Here is a 19,547-nt window from a genome sequence, read left to right on the forward strand (position 1 = left end):
GTTGGAACGTATTCATTGACAGGTTTTGTCCATTGTGCTATACTTAAAGCCGTTAAAAGGGAGTAGCGGGCGAGTGAGGCAGGTGCAACCAACAGCCCCGGCTTTTAGTAGCCTGGTTGCATCACCGGCGGGAAGGCCGGGCAGCGAGACTTTTAACACCATCTCTGTTTGAACAGAGGTAGTGTTAAAAGTCGCGTTTTTATTTATAATTGGACAGGCCAGTGGACAGATTTACAGGTAGTATGTGCGCATTAAGACGGTAAAATTACATTTTCCCGGGAGGTTTTTTTATGGAGTTTATTTTATCTTTATTGAGCATTATCCTCATTGACATTGTGCTGGGGGGCGACAATGCCGTGGTCATTGCCATGGCCAGCAAGTCACTGCCGCCGCAGCTGCGCAAAAAGGCCATCTTGCTGGGTACGGCGGGGGCCATTGCCGTGCGGGTGTTGCTGACCGCTTTTGTCATTTATCTGCTTGCTATCCCCCTTTTGCAGTTTGTCGGGGGACTGCTCCTGATCTGGATTGCCTGGAAATTGCTGGCGGACAACAATCAGAAAGAAGTAACCTGCCGTTCGGGTAAGGGTTTGTGGGATGCGCTGAAAATTATCATTATGGCCGATCTGGTTATGGGTGTGGACAACATTCTGGCCATTGCCGGGGCAGCCCGCGGTCATGTGGGCCTGGTGTTATTCGGGCTGGTCATCAGCATTCCGCTGATTGTCTGGGGCAGCACACTGCTGGTGCGGCTGATGGACCGTTTTTCCGCCATTACCTACGTGGGGGCAGGGGTAATCGCCTGGGCGGCCGGCCATATGATTGCCGCCGATCCCATAGTGGCCGGGCGGGTAATACCTTACCTGCCCCATTTTGAATACCTGGCTCCCCTGACCTGTGTGGTGCTGGTAACCGGTTATGGCTGGTACAAAAACCGCCTGGCCGGACAAGTTTATAAAGCAAACGATAATGTTTAATCCCGGAAATCTGTTGGCATCAACCGGCGGCATAGTAGCTGCCGGTGTTGTTTTTGTCCAAAAATTAAAAATATTAACAATATTTAATTGACGGTTCTGGCCTGGCTTTAGTATGATATGGTTAACCAATGGGTTAAAAACCAACAGGAGGGTTAAAAATGCAACTGGTGGGCAAAGTGGCGCTGATTACCGGTGGCAGCCGGGGGCTGGGCAGGGCTGATGCGCTGGCGCTGGCGGCAGCGGGTGCCGATGTGGTGATTACGGATATCTTGCTGGAAAGCGGTCAGGATAGCGGTGTGGCTCAAAAATACGGCCCCCTGGCCCAGTTTTTTCAGAGCAGCCGGGTGGTGTATGCCGAACAGACAGCTGAAGAGATCAGGCAAATGGGCCGGAGGGCCCTGGCGCTACAAATGGATGTGACCGACCGGCAGCAGGTGGCAGAAGTATTTGCCCGGGTGAAGTCGGAAATGGGCAGCATTGATATCCTGGTCAACAATGCGGCCACGCTGGACCACGTAGCGCAAATCGAGCAGCAAAACGATGATTTTTGGGAAAGGGATCTGCGGGTCAACCTGACCGGTGCTTACAACTGCTGCAAAGCGGTTTGGCCATACATGAAAGAGCAGAAGTGGGGCCGGATCATCAACATGGCTTCTGTAGCCGGTACCATGGGTGGTTTTGGACAGAGCAGTTACAGCACCACCAAAGCAGGTATTCTTGGTTTGACCAAAAGTTTGGCCCTGGAGGGGGCCCGCCATAATATTACCGTTAATGCTATAGTACCCGGTGTGATTGCTACCGAAGCTTTCCAGATGACCAGCCCCCAAATGCGTGAACGGATGATTGCCCGCACGGCTTTTAAAAGGGCCGGGGAACCGGAGGATATAGCCAGCGCGGTGGTTTTTCTGGCTTCCGACGGGGCCAAATACATTACCGGTATTGAACTATATGTGGCCGGTGGACTGAACCTGTTTACATTTTAAACTGCTGTGACGGTTCGGCGGGGCTGGTCGGGAAGTAGGACAGAGCCGATTTTTAAAATGCCGGGGTGATCTGGATATGGGCGAAACCATTATTCATTACCTGGCAAAACAAGTGACCGGCAGGGGGGAGCGTACCGCCTACCTGATCAAGGTGAACGGTAACTGGCAACAGGTGACCTGGCGGCAGTTCGGGGATAAAGTACTGGCTCTGGCGACTGCACTGCGGCAGTGGGGACTGGAGCGCGGCGACCGGGTGGCCATCTGGGCCGATAACTGTCTGCAATGGACTACGGCTGACCTGGCGGTGTTATCTATGGGTGGCATTACTGTGCCGGTGTATGCCAGCAATACTTCTGAACAGGCTGCTTATATCATGCATCATGCCGGCTGCCGGCTGGCCTTTCTGGGCGGCCGGGAGCAATTGAGCAAACTTCTGCCGGTACGGTCCGGGCTGCCCGGTTTGCAGCAAATCATTGTGATGAAACCGGATGAATGGGTTGGCAGCAGTGGGGACGGGGAGGTTATGGTGTGCAACTGGGAAGACTTTGTCTCCTGCTATCGGCAGACCGATCTGGACTGGTCCAGCTTGCTGGCCGAGCATGCGCCCGGCCTGGACGATCTGGCCACCCTGATTTACACCTCGGGTACTACCGGTCCACCCAAGGGTTGTATGATCACCAACCGCAACATCATGTTTGTCTGCCGGGCCATGGAACAGGTGCTGGATATAAGCAGCGAGTATATAACGCTTTGTTTTTTGCCTCTGGCTCATGCGCTGGAACGTAACGCCGGTCAGTTTACGGCGCTGTATGCCGGCTACACCACTGCCTTTGCCGAAAGTATTTACCAGGCGGTAGAAAACTGCCGGGAGATCAGACCCCATTTCATTCGCACTGTACCCCGGTTGCTGGAAAAGGTATACGCCGCCTTCTGGCAGCAGGGAGCTGCCGGTCCGTTCTGGCGGCGCCGGTTATTTAACTGGTTGATTTTTGATGCTCTGCAGGCTGGACGGACCGGGCGGCAGGGAGGAAATCCGCCGCCGGTGCAGCGGCTGAAATTATTTTTGGCTGATCGTTTGCTTTTCAGCCGTTTGCGGCAGGCTCTGGGCGGCCGCATGAAATTTATTGTCAGCGGCGGGGCACCGCTCTCCCCCGAAGTCAATGAGCTTTTCTGGACGGCCGGTATCATGGTGCTGGAAGGGTACGGTCAGACCGAGGCCACCCTGGGACTGACCTTCAATACTCCGCAAGAGCACCGTTTGGGATCGGTGGGTCGCCCCCTGCCGGGAGTAGAGATTGTTATAGCTACCGATGGAGAGGTGCTGGCGCGGGGGGAAGGAGTATGTGCCGGGTATTACCGGGATGAGCAGGCTACCGCCCGCACTTTTCAAAGCGGCTGGCTTTACACCGGAGATGTGGGCAGGCTGGATGAACAGGGCTATTTATATATTACCGATCGTAAGAAAGATATTCTGATCACCGCCGGTGGTAAGAACGTCCCTCCTCAAAACATTGAGAACGCCATTAAAACCATTCCCTTCATTGATCAGGCTGTGGTGGTGGGGGACAGAAAACCCTATCTCACAGCCCTGCTCACCCTGAACCGGCAGGCCGTTAATCAGTACGGAGCGGCGCATGGCTGGCCGGAAATGAGTCTTCAGGAAATGGCCGAACATGCCGGGGTGCGGAATTTGATCAGAGAAGAGATGGCCCGGGTGAACAGCCGTCTGGCCCGTTTTGAGACCATCAAGCACTTTGTCATTTTACCCGTAGAATTTTCTTTGCAGAGCGGGGAGCTGACTCCCAGCATGAAGGTAAAGCGAAGATATGTGCTGGATAAATATGCCCATTATGTTCAGCAACTCTATCAGCGGCGGGAGGAGGAATAACTTGCTGCAGGAAGCTCTGATCATTGAAGCGGTGCGTACGCCCGTTGGACGGCGCAATGGCATGCTGTCCCATATCCGACCGGATGAACTGGCCGCGCTGGTGTTGTCCGAGCTGGTACGCCGGGCAGGCATTGAGCCGGCACTGGTGGAAGATGTGATCATGGGCTGTGTTTCCCAGGTGGGGGAACAGGCTCTTTGTGTAGGGCGGCTGGCAGTGTTGATGGCCGGGTTCCCTGCCCATGTGCCGGCGGTGACCATTGACCGGCAGTGCGGCTCCAGTCAACAGGCCGTGCACTTTGCCGTACAGGCCATCAGGAGTGGAGACATGGATGTGGTGATTGCCGCCGGGGTGGAGAGCATGAGCCGGGTGCCCATGGGCAGTGCCATGCTGGATAAGGGCTTCAGCCCGCGCCTGACGGCTCGCTACTCCATTATCCCCCAGGGGTTGAGCGCCGAGATGGTGGCGGCCAAATGGGGACTGAAGCGGGAAGAACTGGATGAGCTGGCCTATAGCAGTCACAGCAAGGCTTTGGCAGCAAGCGGTGCCGGGGCTTTCCAAAGGGAAATAATGCCGGTGGAGGTGGAGCTCCCCGATGGCCGCCGGACACTGGTGGAGCGCGATGAGGGGCCCCGGGCGGATACATCGCCGGCCAAACTGGCCGGTCTCCGGCCGGTATTTAAAAGTGATGGGGTGATTACAGCGGGTAATTCCAGCCAGATCAGCGATGGGGCGGCTGCTGTGCTGTTGATGTCGGAAAGGCGGGCCGTCCAGCTGGGATTAAAACCCCGGGCCAGAGTGGTATCCCGGGCGGTTTACGGAGATGATCCGGTGATTATGCTCACGGCGCCCATTCCAGCCAGCCGCATGGCTTTGCAAAAGGCCGGAATGGGTATGGGAGATCTGGATGTCTATGAAATCAACGAGGCTTTTGCCAGTGTACCCCTGGCCTGGCTCAGGGAAATGGATGGTGATGTGACGCGGCTTAATCCGCGGGGCGGCGCCATAGCGCTGGGGCATCCACTGGGGGCCAGCGGAGCCCGGCTGTTGACCACCATGCTCCATTACCTGGAGGATAGCGGCAAGCGTTACGGCTTGCAGGCCATGTGTGAAGGTTTTGGCATGGCCAATGCCATGATTGTGGAAAGGTTATAAATATTGTCTATACCGGCTGCCTGGCCGGTCCTTTTTTTCAATATACCCCGCCCAATCCCGTCCGCGAGAGGGACGGTATTTCCCGGGTTTGGTAGCAGTGCAGGTAGCGGGACCAGGCAGGAATTTACCCGCCGGACGGCGTAATAACCCAGGGAAAGCAATATACCGGGCAGGAGTGATTGGATTTTGAAATGGCAGGCGTGCCGGAAGGCGTTTAATGAAATCCCCGGCTTTGCGGAGCAGGTGCACAGCCTGCTGCAGGAGGCCGTGCAAAACGGCCGGGAGAGCTACTATTACAACATCATGAAGTACATCCAGTTGCTTTACGGGGAACCGGTAGCCCGTTTTGTGCATTACCTGACCAGGGCCAGTCTGGCCGAAGTGATGGATTATCTGCAGAAAGAGGGTTGTGTGGATCGCCCCTTTATCTCCTTTGCCGTGGATATCACCCGGCTGTACAAACCCCGGCTGGATATCTTCCTGGAGGACCCTCAGGACTGGCGCACCCTGAAGTATTCGGTAACCACTCATCATTCGGGCAAGGTTACAGTGAATTTTACCATTATCAAGAACAATGGCGAGGAGGCCGAGATTGTTACGCAACCGCATTCGGCTCTGCATCTGTGCTATTTGATGCTTAATGCCCTGCAGCTGCTGGGTGACAACCACGGTCTGCAGAAGGAATTCTTGCAGGAAGTGAAAAATGAGATTGACAATGTATTCATGGAATTGCTGATGACGGCCGCGCCGGCGGAGGAAGAAGGACCGCCCACGATCAACTGAACATCCTGGCGGAATGGCTGGCGATATACTTAATGGCACTCCCTGGAACAGGGGGTGTTTTTTCATGTGAAAATATGTCACCAACTGGTTGTATTTCTATTCAATAAATGTTAAAATATTAAAGACAACTCCACGTAGAAACAGGGTTGTCGGGAGCTTAATCCCTGCAGACAGGGAGCGGGGGAACCAGTTTTCGGGGTGAATCCGCCGGGGGAGTAATCTGCTACCGGTGGTAGGGTGCTTATCCTTTCCATCCGAACCCGTCAGCTAACCTCGTTTGCTCAAAGAAAGGAGGGGCATGTATGCAATACCTTTCCCAAACCTGTCCGGACGAAACCCACAAGATCCGGGTGGCCCGGGAGCGGGCGGCCGAACTGAAAGGGGCCATTGCCGATTACTTGGAAGCCAGGCCCGGTATACCCACCGGCCTGGAGCTGGAGGAGAAGTATCTGGCGGCCAAAAACAGGATCATGGTCTATTTTCAGGCCACCGCGCAGGACTGGCAGGACTGGCACTGGCAGATGGGCCGGCGGATCAGCAATGTGGAACAGCTGGCCGATTTGGTGGAATTGAGTGAGCAGGAGAAGGCCGATATAGCAGCGGTGGGCGGCCAGTTTCGCTGGGCGGTATCACCCTACTATCTGGCCGTTAGCCTGGCCTGCGGGAAGCATGGGGCGCTGTGGAAGCAATCCATCCCGGCCCGGGAGGAAATTACCGACCGGCGGGGGGTGCTGGATCCCATGGCCGAAGAATTTACCTCGCCGGCTCCCGGCATTACCCGGCGTTATCCCGACCGGTTGATCATCAATGTGACCAACCAGTGCGCTATGTACTGCCGGCATTGCCAGCGCCGGCGCAATATCGGGGAGGTAGACAGGCACCGGCCGCGCCGGGTGCTGGAGCAGGCCCTGCAGTACGTGGCTGAAAACCCGGAAATCCGCGATGTACTGATCACGGGCGGCGATGCGCTGCTGCTGCCCGACAGTACCATAGAGTGGCTGCTTTCCCGCCTGCACAGCATTCCCCATGTGGAGATCAAACGCCTGGGTACCCGCACGCCGGTAACCCTGCCCCAGCGCATCACCCCGCGCCTGTGTGCCATTCTCAAAAAATATCCGCCCATATATATCAACACCCAGTTCAACCACCCGGCGGAAGTTACGGCCGAAGCCAGAGCGGCCTGCGACCGGCTGGTGGAAGCGGGAGTGGTGCTGGGCAATCAGGCCGTACTGCTCAAGGGAGTGAACAACCATCCCTTTGTGATGCGCCGTTTGAACCAGGCCCTGCTGACCATCCGGGTGCGCCCCTATTATATCTTTCATGCCAAGCCCGTGCAGGGGACGCATCATTTCATCACCTCTATTGACGAGGGACTGGAAATTATGGAGAAATTGCGCGGTTACACTTCGGGGCTGGCTGTTCCCACCTATATCATTAATGCTCCCAACGGTTACGGCAAGACGCCGCTTCTGCCCGCCTATGTACAGGAACGCCGGGAGAACAAAATAGTGCTGCGCACCTGGGAAAAGAGGATTATTCCCTATCATGTGCTGATGTAGGGATACAGCAAAGCCCGTCCGGACATACCGGGCGGGCTTTTTCTCGGGTTTTGAGCAAATACGCAGTGCTATATCGTGTTGCCCGAAGACGATACAGCGAAATGCTGCGGGCTGGTATATTTTAGGATGTGCCGGTCTACTCGGTGAGCAAACCCCGCCGGGCCAGTTTTTCCCGCACGGTGGGGTAGTACTCCAAGTGGGTGTGGGGCAGGAAGCGGCTGCCCACAAATTTGTTCATAAACACCTGGTTGGCATTGAGCTCGAAGTAGGTGATGCTGGAAGCGATGCGCAGCGCTTCCCGGCGGGCCTGGCGGGACAGCAGGGCCAGCCGGGCGCCGGCGCCGGCGCTGTTGCCCAGGCGGATGATTTTGTCCCGGGGCAGGTCGGGATACAGGCCGATGGTTACGGCCGACTCCACATCCAGATAGTGGCCGAAAGCGCCGGCGGCGTAAAAGTATTCAATATCGGGCATGGTCAGGCCCACACTTTCCAGCAGCAATTCCACCGCGGCATTGACCGCTCCCTTGGTGCGCAGCAGGCTGTTGATGTCGGTCTGGGTAATCACAATCTCCTGACCCGTGGCCGATTGAGCTGCCGGGACCAGGACGAATTTGTCCCGGCCGTCCTTGAATTTTCCGGCCCGGTTGATGATTCCGGCCAGCAGCAGCTGGGCGAGGCAATCCACCAGGCCGGAGCCACAAATGCCCACCGGGGCTTTGCCCTCAATGGTGCTGTAAGTCACAGCTCCGGTGGCCGGGTCGATCCGCACTTTTTCAATAGCCCCCGGCTCGGCCCGCATCCCGCTTTGCACTACCCCGCCCTCCAGGGCCGGCCCAGCGGCACCAGCGCAGGCCACCAGCCAGTCCTGGTTGCCCAGCACAATTTCCCCGTTGGTGCCGATGTCCACAAACAGGGATACCTCGGGCCGCTGGTGCAGGCCGCTGGCCAGGATGCCGGCAATGATGTCGCCGCCCACATAGCTGCCCACGGCCGGGAAGATATAGACCGGTGCCCGGGGGTGGACCGGCAGGCCGATCTCGGCAGCACTGTACAGATCGGGCTGGCTGGTCACCGGAATATACGGGGCCAGGCAGATGCGGGAGGGATCCAGACCCAGCAGCAGGTGCACCATAGTGGTGTTGGCCGCGATGGCTACGGTCTTGATTTGCGTTTCATGGATTCCCGCTTCCTGCGCCAGACGCTCCACCAGCCGCTGCAGTGTCATTAAAATGGCCTGCTGCAGCTCCTGGAGTCCGGCGGGGTTGGCCGCATGGCCGATGCGGGTCAGAATATCCTCACCCAGCGGCCCCTGCCCGTTGAAGTCGGCCGCCACGGCCCTGACCCGGCCATCATGGAGCGATATCAGGTAGGCCACCACTGTGGTGGTGCCGATATCCACGGCCAGGCCCCACAGGCTGGCCGTGGTGTCGCCCGGCTCCACATCCACCAGGTGCAGGGGAGCGCTTTCCGCCAGGTCGAAGGACAGGGTGGCCGTAACCCGCCACTCCTCTTGGCGCAGATGGTCGCTCAGCGGTTCGCGCAAAAGAGACAGGGGAATATGTACATCCCGGGGCCAGTGCCGGTTGATGGCCTGGCGCAGCCTTTCCGTATCCGAGCGGTTGTCCTCCAGAGCGGGAGGCTCCAGCTCTAGGTATATTTTTTTCACCGGTGGATCCAGGGGCGGACTGTCCGCCTGCCCCTGCCAGAGGATAAGGGTCTGATTTGCTGTCAGTTTAACCACCTTCCTGCCTGGCGTTCTAAATCTCTACCCTGTTGCGTCCGTTGCGTTTGGCCCGGTAAAGGGCGCTGTCGGCAGCAGCGATCAACTCGGTGGGCGGTATGTCCTCCCGGGGCACCAGAGTGGCCGTGCCCAGACTGATCGTAACCCAGGGGCTGACCGGAGAAGCGGCGTGGGGAATGGCCAGGCTCTGCACGGCCAGGCGGATGTTTTCCGCTATTTGCCGGGCCGTATCCAGGTCGCATCCGGGCAGGAGGATCACGAATTCCTCTCCACCGTAACGGGCGGCCATTTCAGCGGGGCGGTAGAGCAAATTACTCAGGGTACCGGCCACCTTTTTCAGACAATCGTCACCCTGCAGGTGGCCGTAAGTGTCGTTGTATGTTTTGAAGTGGTCGATATCACACATGATCAGAGAAACCGGCACGCCCAGCCGGGCATTTTTCTCCCATTCCTCGGTCAGCCTGCTGTCGAAATAACGCCGGTTGGCCAGGCCGGTCAGGCCGTCCAAATTGGATAGCGTTTTGAGCAGTTCTTCGGTTTTTTGGCGTTCAGTAATGTCGTTGCCAATGGCGATGATCACCGGGTGGGCGCCGCTTTGGTCGCGAATGATGGTATTTTTCCAGGAAACAAGGCGCTCCTCGCCGCTCCTGGTCATAATGGGGTTTTCAAATTCACTGTTGTCGGCCTGCCCCAGCAAGTTTTTGAAAATATGGCCGGTGGCCGGCTGGTAGGCGGGAGGCACAAACAGGGAAAACCAGTCCCGGCCCAGAATCTCCGGGCCGCTCCAGCCGGTGATTTGCTCACAGTATTTGTTAAACAGGATTATCTTCCCGTCCTGGTCCAGGCCCACGATCAGGGCCCGGGCGTTGTTAACCAATTTTTCCAAGTATTCTTTGGACTGCTGGAGCGCCTCCTGGGCCAGCCGGGCTTCGTGGATGTTTTCCAGCATGGCGATGACAAAACGCGCTTCGCTGCCCGGAGTGCGGTATTGAGCCAGGGAGAAGCGTCCCCAGCGGGGCTGCCCCGTTATGTTCAGATAGCGCTTCTCGGTCTGGAAGGTACTCTGTCCGCCGGACAGCGCCTGTTGAAACAGGTGGCTGACTTCGGCCCGGTCGTCCGGATGGATGAACTGGATGGGCGACTGCAGAATGATTTCATCATAGGTGTACCCCAGCATGTGGCGCAGGGCATAGTTGGTTTCGATGATTTTGCCGGACGGGTTCAATATGGCCATGCCGATGGGCGCATTGTAAAATACCGCCTTAAAGCGGGACTCGCTTTCTTGCAGGCGGGCGGCTGCCTGCAGGCGTCCGCTGATATCCCGGATCACCAGCACGTAACCGCTGATCCGGCCGGTGCTGCCAATGCAGCTCAGGTTGATCTCTACCGGGATTTGTCTGCCGCTGCTGTGGATGAGCAGTAATTCGCTTTTTGCAAAAGGTAGCTGTTCGCTGGAAAAAAGATGGGCGAGCGGCTGCAGAGTGTGCGGGCAGATGATATTGACCACGTCGGTCAGTTTTTTCTGCCGGATGTCTTCGGCCGACCAGCCCAGCAATTGACTGGCCGCCGGGTTGCTGATCATAATTAACTGATCTGTATTGGTGACCAGTACAGCATCGTTGATGCTGTGCAGGATGCTGCACAGCCAGGTATTCTGGCGGGTCAGGCGTCGCCCAGTATGCTTGAGCCGAATACAGGTACCGTCTTTAGTGACCATGGTTCATTACCCTTCCTCCGTCAGACGGGCGGTCTCCTCTTTCAGTAATATTTGCCGCAGGATATAATTATTGGCAGAATGAATTGCTCACAATTTAATTCTATGGTGTAACGCCCGGCGGTGTGCATGTAAAGGGTGATGTTTGAACCGGATGCGGTTGGTAAAATTGGACTTGCTCTGTAGCAAAATTTTAAACTATTTTGTCACTGTTTGACAATAAAAGAGTGGGAAAATAAAGCGGGTGGTAGAGGATGGGGCGAGCAGGTAGAAGTGACCGGTGTGAAATTTTTTGTGTGGACCAGGAAAAGGTGGCTGTATTGCGCCAGCAGGTGCAAACCACCGCCGGGCTGGCCGATTTTTTCAAATTGCTGGCCGATGAAACCAGGTTGAAAATCGCCTACGCCTTAAGCCGGGAGGAGCTTTGTGTATGTGATGTGGCGGCCATAGTGGGTATTTCGGTGGCGGCGGCCTCCCATCATTTGCGGCTGCTGAAAAATTGCGGGCTGGCCAGGCAGCGGCGACAGGGTAAAATGGTCTTTTATGTCTTACAGGATCATTGCGTGCGCCTGATCATTGAAACCGCGCTGAATCACTTCCAGGATTGCCAGCATATATAACTGCCGGGCCATTGACTTTTCTGGGAACAGAGATTTGATTGTTGACTGTACAGGAAGGGGTTTTGTATAATAACATTCAAATACTTACTTGAATGATTAAATGATGGACCACAACCGGTCGGTATGGTTACCGTTTTCAGGCTGGCCTGTGGTGGAAGGGGAGGTGCTGGCGTTGGGGGGACAGATGAGGAGAAAAGTAGTGTACAACAAGGGAGGGTGAGGCTGCGGCGCCTGCGCGGCAGTTGCTGCGCCGGGAAGTACAGAGCAGCCTGCCGGGTTTGCGGCCGGAACCACGCGCCGGGAGATGGCCGACCCGGTACCCGGTGGATCGCGGGGCTTGCTCCTGGCCAGTGGTGCAGGCCTGCTGGTGGCCTTTCTGACCGGATGGCTGGCCGGGTCGACCCGGGCCGAACAATTGTTATACTTGCTGGTCATGGCAACCGGTGGCTGGCCGTTATTGCTGGGTGCATATCACGCCCTGCGGGAAAGCCGGGTGGATATGTACGTACTGATGACTGTGGCGCTGGCCGGAGCGCTGGCCATTGGGGAGTGGGCGGAAGGAGCTGTGCTGGTTTTTCTTTTTGCGGCAGGCAACTGGTTGCAGTTGTACACCACCCGGCGCACCAGGCATTCATTGCGGGAGCTGCTGGATCTGCGGCCGGCCCGGGTGCTGGTACGCCGGGAGGGGGGGGAGATGCTTTTGCCGGTGGAACAGCTGCGCGTGGGCGATACAGTGCTGGTGCGGCCGGGGGAAAAAATTGCCGTGGACGGCGTTGTCCTGAGCGGGGAAAGCGATGTGGACCAGTCTCCGGTGACCGGTGAAGCCATGCCGGTATACAAACAGCCGGGCGATCAGGTCTATGCCGGCACGATTAATGGCGGGGGGCTGCTCACATTGCGGGCTACCTGCCTGGTGGATGACAGCCTGCTGGCCCGCATGATCCGCCTGGTGGAGCAGGCCGAGAAAAGCAAGGCCCCTCAGCAGCAGTTTGTGGATGTTTTTGCCCGCTACTACACGCCGCTGGTGGTGGGGGGAGCGGTGCTGCTGGCGGTGGTGCCCGGGCTGCTGGGGCAGCCCTTTCTGCCCTGGCTCAAGCGGGCGCTGATTTTGCTGGTCATCTCCTGCCCCTGCGCTCTGGTCATTTCCACCCCGGTGGCTATAGTTTCCGCCATAGGCACGGCGGCAAGACGCGGGGTGCTGATCAAGGGCGGTGTCGTGCTGGAAGTGGCCGGGCAAATCCGGGCGGTAGCCTTTGATAAAACCGGCACGCTGACCACCGGCCAACCCCGGGTGGTACAGGTGGTGGACACTGCGGGCGGCGATCAGCGTCGCTGGCTGGCCATAGCCGCTGCGCTGGAAAGCCGCCTGACCCACCCCCTGGCCGGGGCCATCCTGCACTATGTGCGGCAGGAAGGCATTTTACCCGCTGCGGGCAGCGATTACGAGTTTTATCCCGGCCGGGGCGGCCGGGTGGTCGTAGATGGCTCGACCTATTATATTGGCAGTCCGCGTCTTTTAGAGGAAAAGGGAGTGCGGCTGGAGGCCTGGAAACAGGAAATAACCGCTCTGGAGGAAAGAGGCTGTTCGCTGGTGCTGGTGGGTTGCGGGACCGGGCTCAAGGGGATCATCGCCGTAGCCGACCGGCCCCGGGAGGAAGCAGCAGATACGCTGCATCATCTGCGCCGGGCCGGTATGCATACCATCATGCTGACCGGGGATCACCCGGCGGCGGCAGCCGCGGTGGCCGGGCAGCTGGGGCTGGATGAATTCCGGGCCGGCCTGCTGCCGGAAGAAAAATTGCAGGCTCTGGCCCGGCTGCGGCAGGATTACGGCAAGGTGGCCATGCTGGGGGACGGGGTCAATGACGCCCCGGCGCTGGCAGCCTCCGATCTGGGCATCGCCATGGGGGCGGCAGGCAGCGACGTGGCACTGGAAACCGCCGGGGTAGTCCTTTTATCCGACGATCTGGGTAAGCTACCCTATCTGGTGAGTTTAAGCCGCCGGGCCGGGCGGGTGATCCGTCAGAATATGGCTTTTGCCCTGTTGATCAAATTGATCTTTATAGCGGTCACCCTGCTGGGGATGGCCAGCTTGTGGCTGGCCGTGCTGGCCGACAGCGGAGCGGCCGTGCTGGTAACGCTCAACGCTCTGCGCCTGGTGCGGGTGCGGGCGTAGATACAAGTGGGCAAACTGCCTGTAGCCGATACAGGCAGTTTTTTGTTTTTGCTCAAATGCGGGGTGGGTGTAAAAGCGGCGGCTGGTAAATAATAAAGGCGAGGTGAAGAAGATGGCTGAAAACAATTGCCGTCCGGACGGTTTTTCGCCCGATATTGAGCCGTCGCCGGGCATTGACCCGCCGGCCCCCGCTTATCCGCCTGGCGAGCCTGCTCCCGACCAGCCCGAGCAGCCGGAAGAGCCGGGAGAACCCGATGAGGGGGGAGCGCCCCGTCCCCGCCGGGTGCGCGGACAGGCCAAAAATACCATGGAATCGCTCAAGGAGCTGGGCGCCAGTCCCCTGCCCGAAATCAAGAGCAATATCCACTGTCTGACCATTGTGGGTCAGATTGAAGGGCACCTGGTGCTGCCTCCCCAGAACAAGACCACCAAGTACGAACACATCATCCCCCAGCTGGTAGCCCTGGAGCAGGCGCCGGAAATCGAAGGGGTACTAATTATTCTCAATACGGTGGGGGGCGATGTGGAGGCCGGCCTGGCCATAGCCGAAATGATTGCCAGTTTGTCCAAGCCCACGGTTTCGGTGGTGCTCGGTGGCGGGCACAGTATCGGCGTGCCCATCGCGGTGGCAGCTGACTACGGATTTATTGCCGAAACTGCCAGCATGACCATTCACCCCATCCGTCTGAACGGGCTGGTCATTGGCGTGCCCCAGACCTATGAATATCTGGATAAAATGCAGGACCGGGTGGTGCGCTTTGTCATCCGCCATTCCCGCATTACCGAAAGCGCCTTTCGGGAGCTGATGTTCCGCACCGGGGAACTGGCCCGGGATATCGGTACGGTGCTCATCGGCCGGGAGGCGGTAGAAAAAGGCCTCATGGACGAAGTGGGGGGGATCAGCCAGGCGGTGCGCCAGCTGCAGCAAATGATTGAAGAGAAAAAGAAGCACGGGGAGGTGCCGCTGCAGTGATTCTTTATACACCCATGCAGCTGGAACTGGTGCTGCAGGGTCTGGAGGACATGGCCGCCCCGCAGCTGAAGGAGGTCACAGTGGACGGGGTGCTCCTGCTGGCAGAAGTTACCGCACCGGGCCGGGCCAGGGTGGCCCGTCTGCTCAGCACCGACCCGCGGCATTATTTGCAGGACAATTTATTGCCGGGAAGGGAAATCCCTTTGTAAAAAAGCGCCGGATGATGGCGCTTTTTGGTTGAGCCGGCGGATAATTCTTTTCCCTCTTTTTGCATATAATGTACTACTCATGCACGGGCAGTTATCCATACCTTGTCGCTAATAGATATTTTTACCTAATGGAAGGAGTGGGCAGGATGGATTTCCTGAAAAGGCTGGAAGAGCACCGCTCTTTGGAAAAACAACTGGCCTGGGAAGGCACGTTTGAAGAATATCTACAGATAGTGCGCAAAAATCCCCATGTTTGCCAGCTGGCGCACTCGCGTATCTATGAAATGATCCGGGCGGCCGGTGTGGAAGAACTGGAGGGCGGCGTTAAACGCTACAAATTCTTCGCCAATGAGCTGTTCGGCATCGACCGGACACTGGAAAAGCTGGTAGAGGAATATTTTCACCCGGCGGCCCGCCGTCTGGATGTGCGCAAGCGCATACTTTTGCTGATGGGGCCGGTGAGCGGGGGCAAGTCCACCCTGGTGGCCATGCTCAAGCGGGGTCTGGAGAAATTTTCGCGCACCGCTGCCGGCGCATTGTACGGTATCAAGGGCTGCCCGATGCACGAAGAACCTTTGCATTTGATACCCCGCGAATTGCGGGAAGATTTCCAAAAAGAATACGGTGTTTACATTGAGGGCGAACTCTGCCCGGCCTGCCGCCTGATGGTGGAGAGCGAGTACGGCGGGCGCATTGAAAAGGTGCCCGTGGAGAGGGTTTTTCTCTCCGAGGAAAACCGCATCGGTATCGGCACTTTCACCCCTTCCGACCCCAAATCCCAGGACATTGCCGACCTGACGGGCAGTGTGGACTTTTCCACCATTGCCGAATACGGTTCCGAGTCCGACCCGCGGGCCTATCGCTTTGACGGCGAACTGAACATTGCCAACCGGGGGATCATGGAATTCCAGGAAATGCTGAAATGTGACGAAAAATTCCTCTGGAACCTGCTTTCGCTGTCCCAGGAGGGCAACTTCAAGGCCGGCCGCTTTGCGCTGATCTATGCCGATGAAATGATCGTGGCCCACACCAATGAAAATGAGTACAAAGCCTTTATCGCCAACAAGAAGAACGAGGCGCTGCAATCGCGCATTATTGTTATGAAAATCCCCTATAACCTGCGGGTGAGCGATGAAGTCAAGATATATGACAAGTTAATCAAGCAAAGTGATCTGAAAGACATTCACATTGCCCCCCATGCCCTGAAAGTGGCCAGCATCTTCTCTGTGCTCTCCCGTCTGAAGGAGAGTAAAAAGCAGGGTATGGATGTGCTCAAGAAGATGAAACTGTACGATGGTGAGGACGTGGAAGGGTTTAAGCAAAAGGATTTGACCGAACTGCAAAACGAGCACCTGGACGAAGGCATGAGCGGTGTGGACCCGCGCTATGTGATCAACCGCCTGTCCTCGGCCCTGATCCGCACTTCCACCAAGTGCATCAACCCGCTGGATGTGCTGCGCGCCTTGAAGGACGGTCTGGACCAGCACGCCTCCATTACCAAAGAGGAGCGGGACCGGCTTTTGAACTTTATTTCTATTGCCCGGAAGGAGTACGACGAGCTGGCCAAAAAAGAAGTGCAAAAAGCCTTTGTCTACTCCTTTGAAGAATCGGCCCGGGTGTTGTTCGACAACTATCTGGACAATGTGGAAGCCTATTGCAACGGCACCAAGCTCAAAGACCCCATTACCGACGAGGAAATGGAGCCCGACGAGAAGCTGATGCGTTCCATTGAAGAGCAAATCGGGATCTCGGAAAATGCCAAGAAGGCCTTCCGGGAAGAAATATTGATCCGCCTGTCCAGCTATGCGCGCAAGGGCAAGCGTTTCGACTACCGCTCCCACGAGCGGCTGCGGGAGGCTGTGGAGCGCAAGCTCTTTGCCGATCTGAAAGATGTGGTCAAGATCACCACTTCCACCAAGACGCCGGACAAAGAACAGCTGAAGCGGCTGAACGAAGTGAGCGCCCGCCTGATAGAGAGCCACGGCTACTGTCCCATTTGTGCCAACGAGCTGCTCAAATATGTGGGCAGTTTGCTCAGCCGCTAGGCGGAACCGGAGAAGGTGAGCGGGATGACCCGGTTCAGCATTACCAGACAGGACTGGTCTTTGCACCGCAAGGGGGAAATTGACCAGCAAAGGCACCAGGAAAAGGTGCGCGAGGCCATCAAGCGCAATCTGGCCGATATCGTCAGCGAGGAAAGCATCATCATGGGGGATGGGAAAAAGGTAATTCGCATCCCCATCCGCTCGCTGGATGAGCCCCACTTCCGCTTTGACCAGGGCAAGAAAAAGCACGCCGGACAGGGCAGCGGCAAAAGCAAAGTGGGTGACGTGCTGGGCAGCGATCCCCAGCAGGCCGGTCCGGGCAAAGGCAAGGGGGCCGGTGAACAGCCGGGCATTGACTATTACGAAACCGATATTACCATTGATGAGCTGGCCCAACTGATTTTCGAGGATCTGGGTTTGCCCAATCTAGAGCAGAAAAAGAAACCCGAACTGGCCTCCGAAGCGGCCGAGTTCAAGGATGTGCGCAAAACCGGGTTGACGGGCAACATCGACCGGCGGCGCACTATTCTGGAGGCTATCAAGCGCAACGCGCTGGCCGGCAAGCCGGGCGTCAGCCCCATCACCAGGGACGACCTGCGCTTTAAAACCTGGGATGTTACCTACAAGTACGAGTCCAACGCCGTGGTGCTGGCCATGATGGATACCTCGGGCTCCATGGGCAACTACGAAAAGTACATCGCCCGCAGCTTCTTCTTCTGGATGGTACGTTTTCTGCGCACCAAGTATCAGAATGTGCAGATCGTGTTCCTGGCCCACCATGTGGAAGCCAAAGAGACCACCGAGGAGGAATTTTTCACCAAGGGGGCCAGCGGCGGCACCAAGTGTTCCTCGGTGTACAAACTGGCGCTGGAGATCATTGAAAAGCGCTATCCGCCCCAGGATTACAACATCTACGCCTTCCACTTTTCCGACGGGGATAATCTGACCTCGGATAACGAGCAGTGCGTCAGGTTGATCCAGGAACTGCTCAAACACTGCAATCTGGTGGGATACGGGGAAATCGAAGGGCCATATTATTACACCAGCACTCTGCGCAATCATTACAAGAAAATTACCGACCCCAAGTTTACCTGTGTGGCCATTAAGGATAAAAGCGGGGTCTATCCGGCGCTGAAAAAATTTTTCAGTCCGGCGCCGGAGAATTTGCGGGCCTAAGCCAGAACAAAAGCAGCCCGAATGCCTGACCGGGCAGACGGGCTGCTTTAAATTCTGGGCCGGTGGTCAGCCGCGCGGCCAGTACATGATCACCAGCACGCCCAGCAGGCAGATGGCGCCCCCGATCAGATCAAAGCGGTCGGGGGCGATTTTGTCCACCTTCCAGCCCCAGATGATGGAGAGAACAATAAAGATGCCACCGTAAGCGGCATAAACCCGGCCGAAATTGGCCGGCTGCAGGGTGGGGACGATGCCGTACAGGGCCAGGATTACGGCTCCCAGGGCGAAATACCAGATGCTTTTGTCCTCGCGCAGCCACAGCCAGATCAGGTACCCGCCCCCAATTTCACAGAGACCGGCCAGAATAAAATAAAAAAGCGATTTGATTACTTCCATGGCTGCATCCTTTCTGGTTTATGTATCCTGCGGATTGTTGGACAGCAGGCTATTGATCAGATCCTGAATCACTGTGCCGCAGCAGCGGCCGGTGGGATTGTTGAGTTCACAGCGGGCATTCTGCATAGCTCCGGTGAGCCGGGCCACTTCTTTCACTGTCCGGGCGCCCCGGCTGATGACCGCCTCGCTGATTTGCTCCCGGGTCAACCGGTTGCAGTAGCAAATATACTGAGGGTGGGCCCCGGTTTTGTACCAGACTGGCACCTGGAGCTGTGTCTGGAGGAAGGTTGGCCCGCTTTCGCTGAAATATACCACCGGGCATTCAGGATGGAGGCAGAGGTGGTATGCCACGTCGCCTACCAGGCCGGTGAACTCCGGCTGCACCAGATTTTTTACGGTAGTGGTTTTTACCCTTTCCCCCGGTTGATGACACATGGGGCAGGTTAACCCGGCAACTGCCGCCCGGGCAGTGGGTGTTGTGCCGGTTCAGCAATGCGGTTTTTTAAATGAAGTCAACTATTTTCACCTCGCATCGGGTTGGTAGATGGCTTTGTTTCAGGGATTGCATTAGGCTTATGGGCAGGAGTATTTGGAGTATCGCACAGCTGTTGTAATTGATTTTTTAGCTTTATGTTTTCACTCTCTAAATTGCGTATGTAAATAAAACGCTTAAATTGCCACCAAATTCCCAACAGCAAGGTGGTTAAAGCTCCGGCCAGGGCCGACAACAAAATAAGCAATACTACAGAAAAACCTTCAATATGCCAAAAAAGGAGGTTAATACTAACCGGCACAGCATTTTGTAGGGCGAAAATTGTTACCATTGCCGACAGGATCAGGGCGAAAAAGAAAAATAACTGCCCCTTGCTCAAACCTGAGCACCTCCCCAATGCTTTTTTATTAAGTGTAACACAATTTTAAATATATTTGTTCTAGAAAAATAGTGTTGAAAGCATTGAAAAATTAAAGAGAACGGGAGTTACCGTTCTCCTGGACTAATTTTGGAGGGGAGAAGTCGGAATCGAACCGGACTCCCACCTGGATCGCAGGCAGGCCAGCGGGTTTGCAGCCCGTGGGGGGAACCATCCCCTTTCTCCCCAACAGGTATTATACAGGGCAATCAATATAATATAAATAATCTATGGACATTATAATAA

17 protein-coding genes, 1 tRNA gene and 1 riboswitch are annotated in these 19,547 nt (G+C 56.7%); of the genes, 12 read left to right on the forward strand and 6 right to left on the reverse strand.

Going from position 1 to position 19,547, the window contains the following annotated elements; genetic code table 11:
* Window positions 1–290: 290 nt before the first annotated feature.
* From ACUVTU_RS11175 to eam, 6 genes are all read left to right on the forward strand, one after another.
* On the forward strand, window positions 291–974 hold the full coding sequence (locus ACUVTU_RS11175; RefSeq protein WP_445890047.1) for a TerC family protein: 684 nt from the start codon (window positions 291–293) through the stop codon (window positions 972–974).
* Window positions 975–1,132: 158 nt separating this feature from the next.
* The gene (locus tag ACUVTU_RS11180; protein WP_445890048.1) at window positions 1,133–1,957 is read left to right on the forward strand and encodes an SDR family NAD(P)-dependent oxidoreductase; all 825 of its coding nucleotides are present in this window, start codon (window positions 1,133–1,135) and stop codon (window positions 1,955–1,957) included.
* A gap of 76 nt (window positions 1,958–2,033) precedes the next feature.
* Window positions 2,034–3,845 (forward strand): AMP-dependent synthetase/ligase, encoded by a 1,812-nt coding sequence (locus ACUVTU_RS11185; protein WP_445890049.1) that lies wholly within the window; start codon window positions 2,034–2,036, stop codon window positions 3,843–3,845.
* Between the two features lie 4 nt (window positions 3,846–3,849).
* A complete protein-coding gene (locus tag ACUVTU_RS11190) occupies window positions 3,850–4,998 on the forward strand; it encodes a thiolase family protein (RefSeq protein WP_445890063.1) in 1,149 nt (382 codons plus the stop codon).
* Between the two features lie 186 nt (window positions 4,999–5,184).
* A complete protein-coding gene (locus ACUVTU_RS11195; protein WP_445890050.1) occupies window positions 5,185–5,781 on the forward strand; it encodes a hypothetical protein in 597 nt (198 codons plus the stop codon).
* A gap of 144 nt (window positions 5,782–5,925) precedes the next feature.
* Window positions 5,926–6,077: riboswitch (cyclic di-AMP (ydaO/yuaA leader) on the forward strand.
* 6 nt (window positions 6,078–6,083) lie between these two features.
* On the forward strand, window positions 6,084–7,340 hold the full coding sequence (gene eam / locus ACUVTU_RS11200) for a glutamate 2,3-aminomutase (RefSeq protein ID WP_445890051.1): 1,257 nt from the start codon (window positions 6,084–6,086) through the stop codon (window positions 7,338–7,340).
* A gap of 136 nt (window positions 7,341–7,476) precedes the next feature.
* On the opposite strand, the gene ACUVTU_RS11205 is transcribed toward eam, so the two are convergent.
* Both ACUVTU_RS11205 and ACUVTU_RS11210 read right to left on the reverse strand, forming a co-directional pair.
* Window positions 7,477–9,081, reverse strand: coding sequence for an ASKHA domain-containing protein (locus ACUVTU_RS11205; protein ID WP_445890052.1), 1,605 nt, complete (start codon window positions 9,079–9,081; stop codon window positions 7,477–7,479).
* A gap of 16 nt (window positions 9,082–9,097) precedes the next feature.
* Window positions 9,098–10,798 (reverse strand): PAS domain S-box protein, encoded by a 1,701-nt coding sequence (locus ACUVTU_RS11210; RefSeq protein ID WP_445890053.1) that lies wholly within the window; start codon window positions 10,796–10,798, stop codon window positions 9,098–9,100.
* Between the two features lie 251 nt (window positions 10,799–11,049).
* Here ACUVTU_RS11210 and ACUVTU_RS11215 point away from each other — a divergent pair, with 251 nt between their 5' ends.
* The 6 genes from ACUVTU_RS11215 (at window position 11,050) to yhbH (ending at window position 17,994) form a co-directional block, all read left to right on the forward strand.
* Window positions 11,050–11,415 (forward strand): ArsR/SmtB family transcription factor, encoded by a 366-nt coding sequence (locus ACUVTU_RS11215; protein WP_445890054.1) that lies wholly within the window; start codon window positions 11,050–11,052, stop codon window positions 11,413–11,415.
* A 304-nt stretch (window positions 11,416–11,719) separates the two neighbouring features.
* A complete protein-coding gene (locus tag ACUVTU_RS11220; protein ID WP_445890055.1) occupies window positions 11,720–13,591 on the forward strand; it encodes a heavy metal translocating P-type ATPase in 1,872 nt (623 codons plus the stop codon).
* A 112-nt stretch (window positions 13,592–13,703) separates the two neighbouring features.
* Complete coding sequence (locus ACUVTU_RS11225) at window positions 13,704–14,564, forward strand: ClpP family protease (protein ID WP_445890056.1); 861 nt, start codon at window positions 13,704–13,706, stop codon at window positions 14,562–14,564.
* Window positions 14,561–14,773: a YlzJ-like family protein gene (locus ACUVTU_RS11230; protein ID WP_445890057.1), complete on the forward strand. Its 213-nt coding sequence runs from the start codon at window positions 14,561–14,563 to the stop codon at window positions 14,771–14,773. The genes ACUVTU_RS11225 and ACUVTU_RS11230 overlap by 4 nt, the downstream gene beginning before the upstream one ends.
* Window positions 14,774–14,919: 146 nt before the next feature.
* On the forward strand, window positions 14,920–16,818 hold the full coding sequence (locus ACUVTU_RS11235; RefSeq protein WP_445890058.1) for a PrkA family serine protein kinase: 1,899 nt from the start codon (window positions 14,920–14,922) through the stop codon (window positions 16,816–16,818).
* Between the two features lie 24 nt (window positions 16,819–16,842).
* Window positions 16,843–17,994 carry a sporulation protein YhbH gene (gene yhbH / locus ACUVTU_RS11240; RefSeq protein WP_445890059.1) on the forward strand — a complete coding sequence of 384 codons (1,152 nt, stop codon included), beginning with the start codon at window positions 16,843–16,845 and terminating at the stop codon, window positions 17,992–17,994.
* A gap of 66 nt (window positions 17,995–18,060) precedes the next feature.
* On the opposite strand, the gene ACUVTU_RS11245 is transcribed toward yhbH, so the two are convergent.
* From ACUVTU_RS11245 to ACUVTU_RS11260, 4 genes are all read right to left on the reverse strand, one after another.
* Complete coding sequence (locus ACUVTU_RS11245) at window positions 18,061–18,390, reverse strand: YnfA family protein (protein WP_445890060.1); 330 nt, start codon at window positions 18,388–18,390, stop codon at window positions 18,061–18,063.
* An 18-nt stretch (window positions 18,391–18,408) separates the two neighbouring features.
* Window positions 18,409–18,825 (reverse strand): (2Fe-2S)-binding protein, encoded by a 417-nt coding sequence (locus ACUVTU_RS11250; protein ID WP_445890061.1) that lies wholly within the window; start codon window positions 18,823–18,825, stop codon window positions 18,409–18,411.
* A 77-nt stretch (window positions 18,826–18,902) separates the two neighbouring features.
* On the reverse strand, window positions 18,903–19,262 hold the full coding sequence (locus ACUVTU_RS11255) for a lipopolysaccharide assembly protein LapA domain-containing protein (RefSeq protein WP_445890062.1): 360 nt from the start codon (window positions 19,260–19,262) through the stop codon (window positions 18,903–18,905).
* A gap of 130 nt (window positions 19,263–19,392) precedes the next feature.
* Window positions 19,393–19,489, reverse strand: a tRNA-Cys gene (locus tag ACUVTU_RS11260).
* Window positions 19,490–19,547 lie beyond the last annotated feature (58 nt).

It is taken from the genome of Desulfurispora sp., assembly GCF_052744395.1.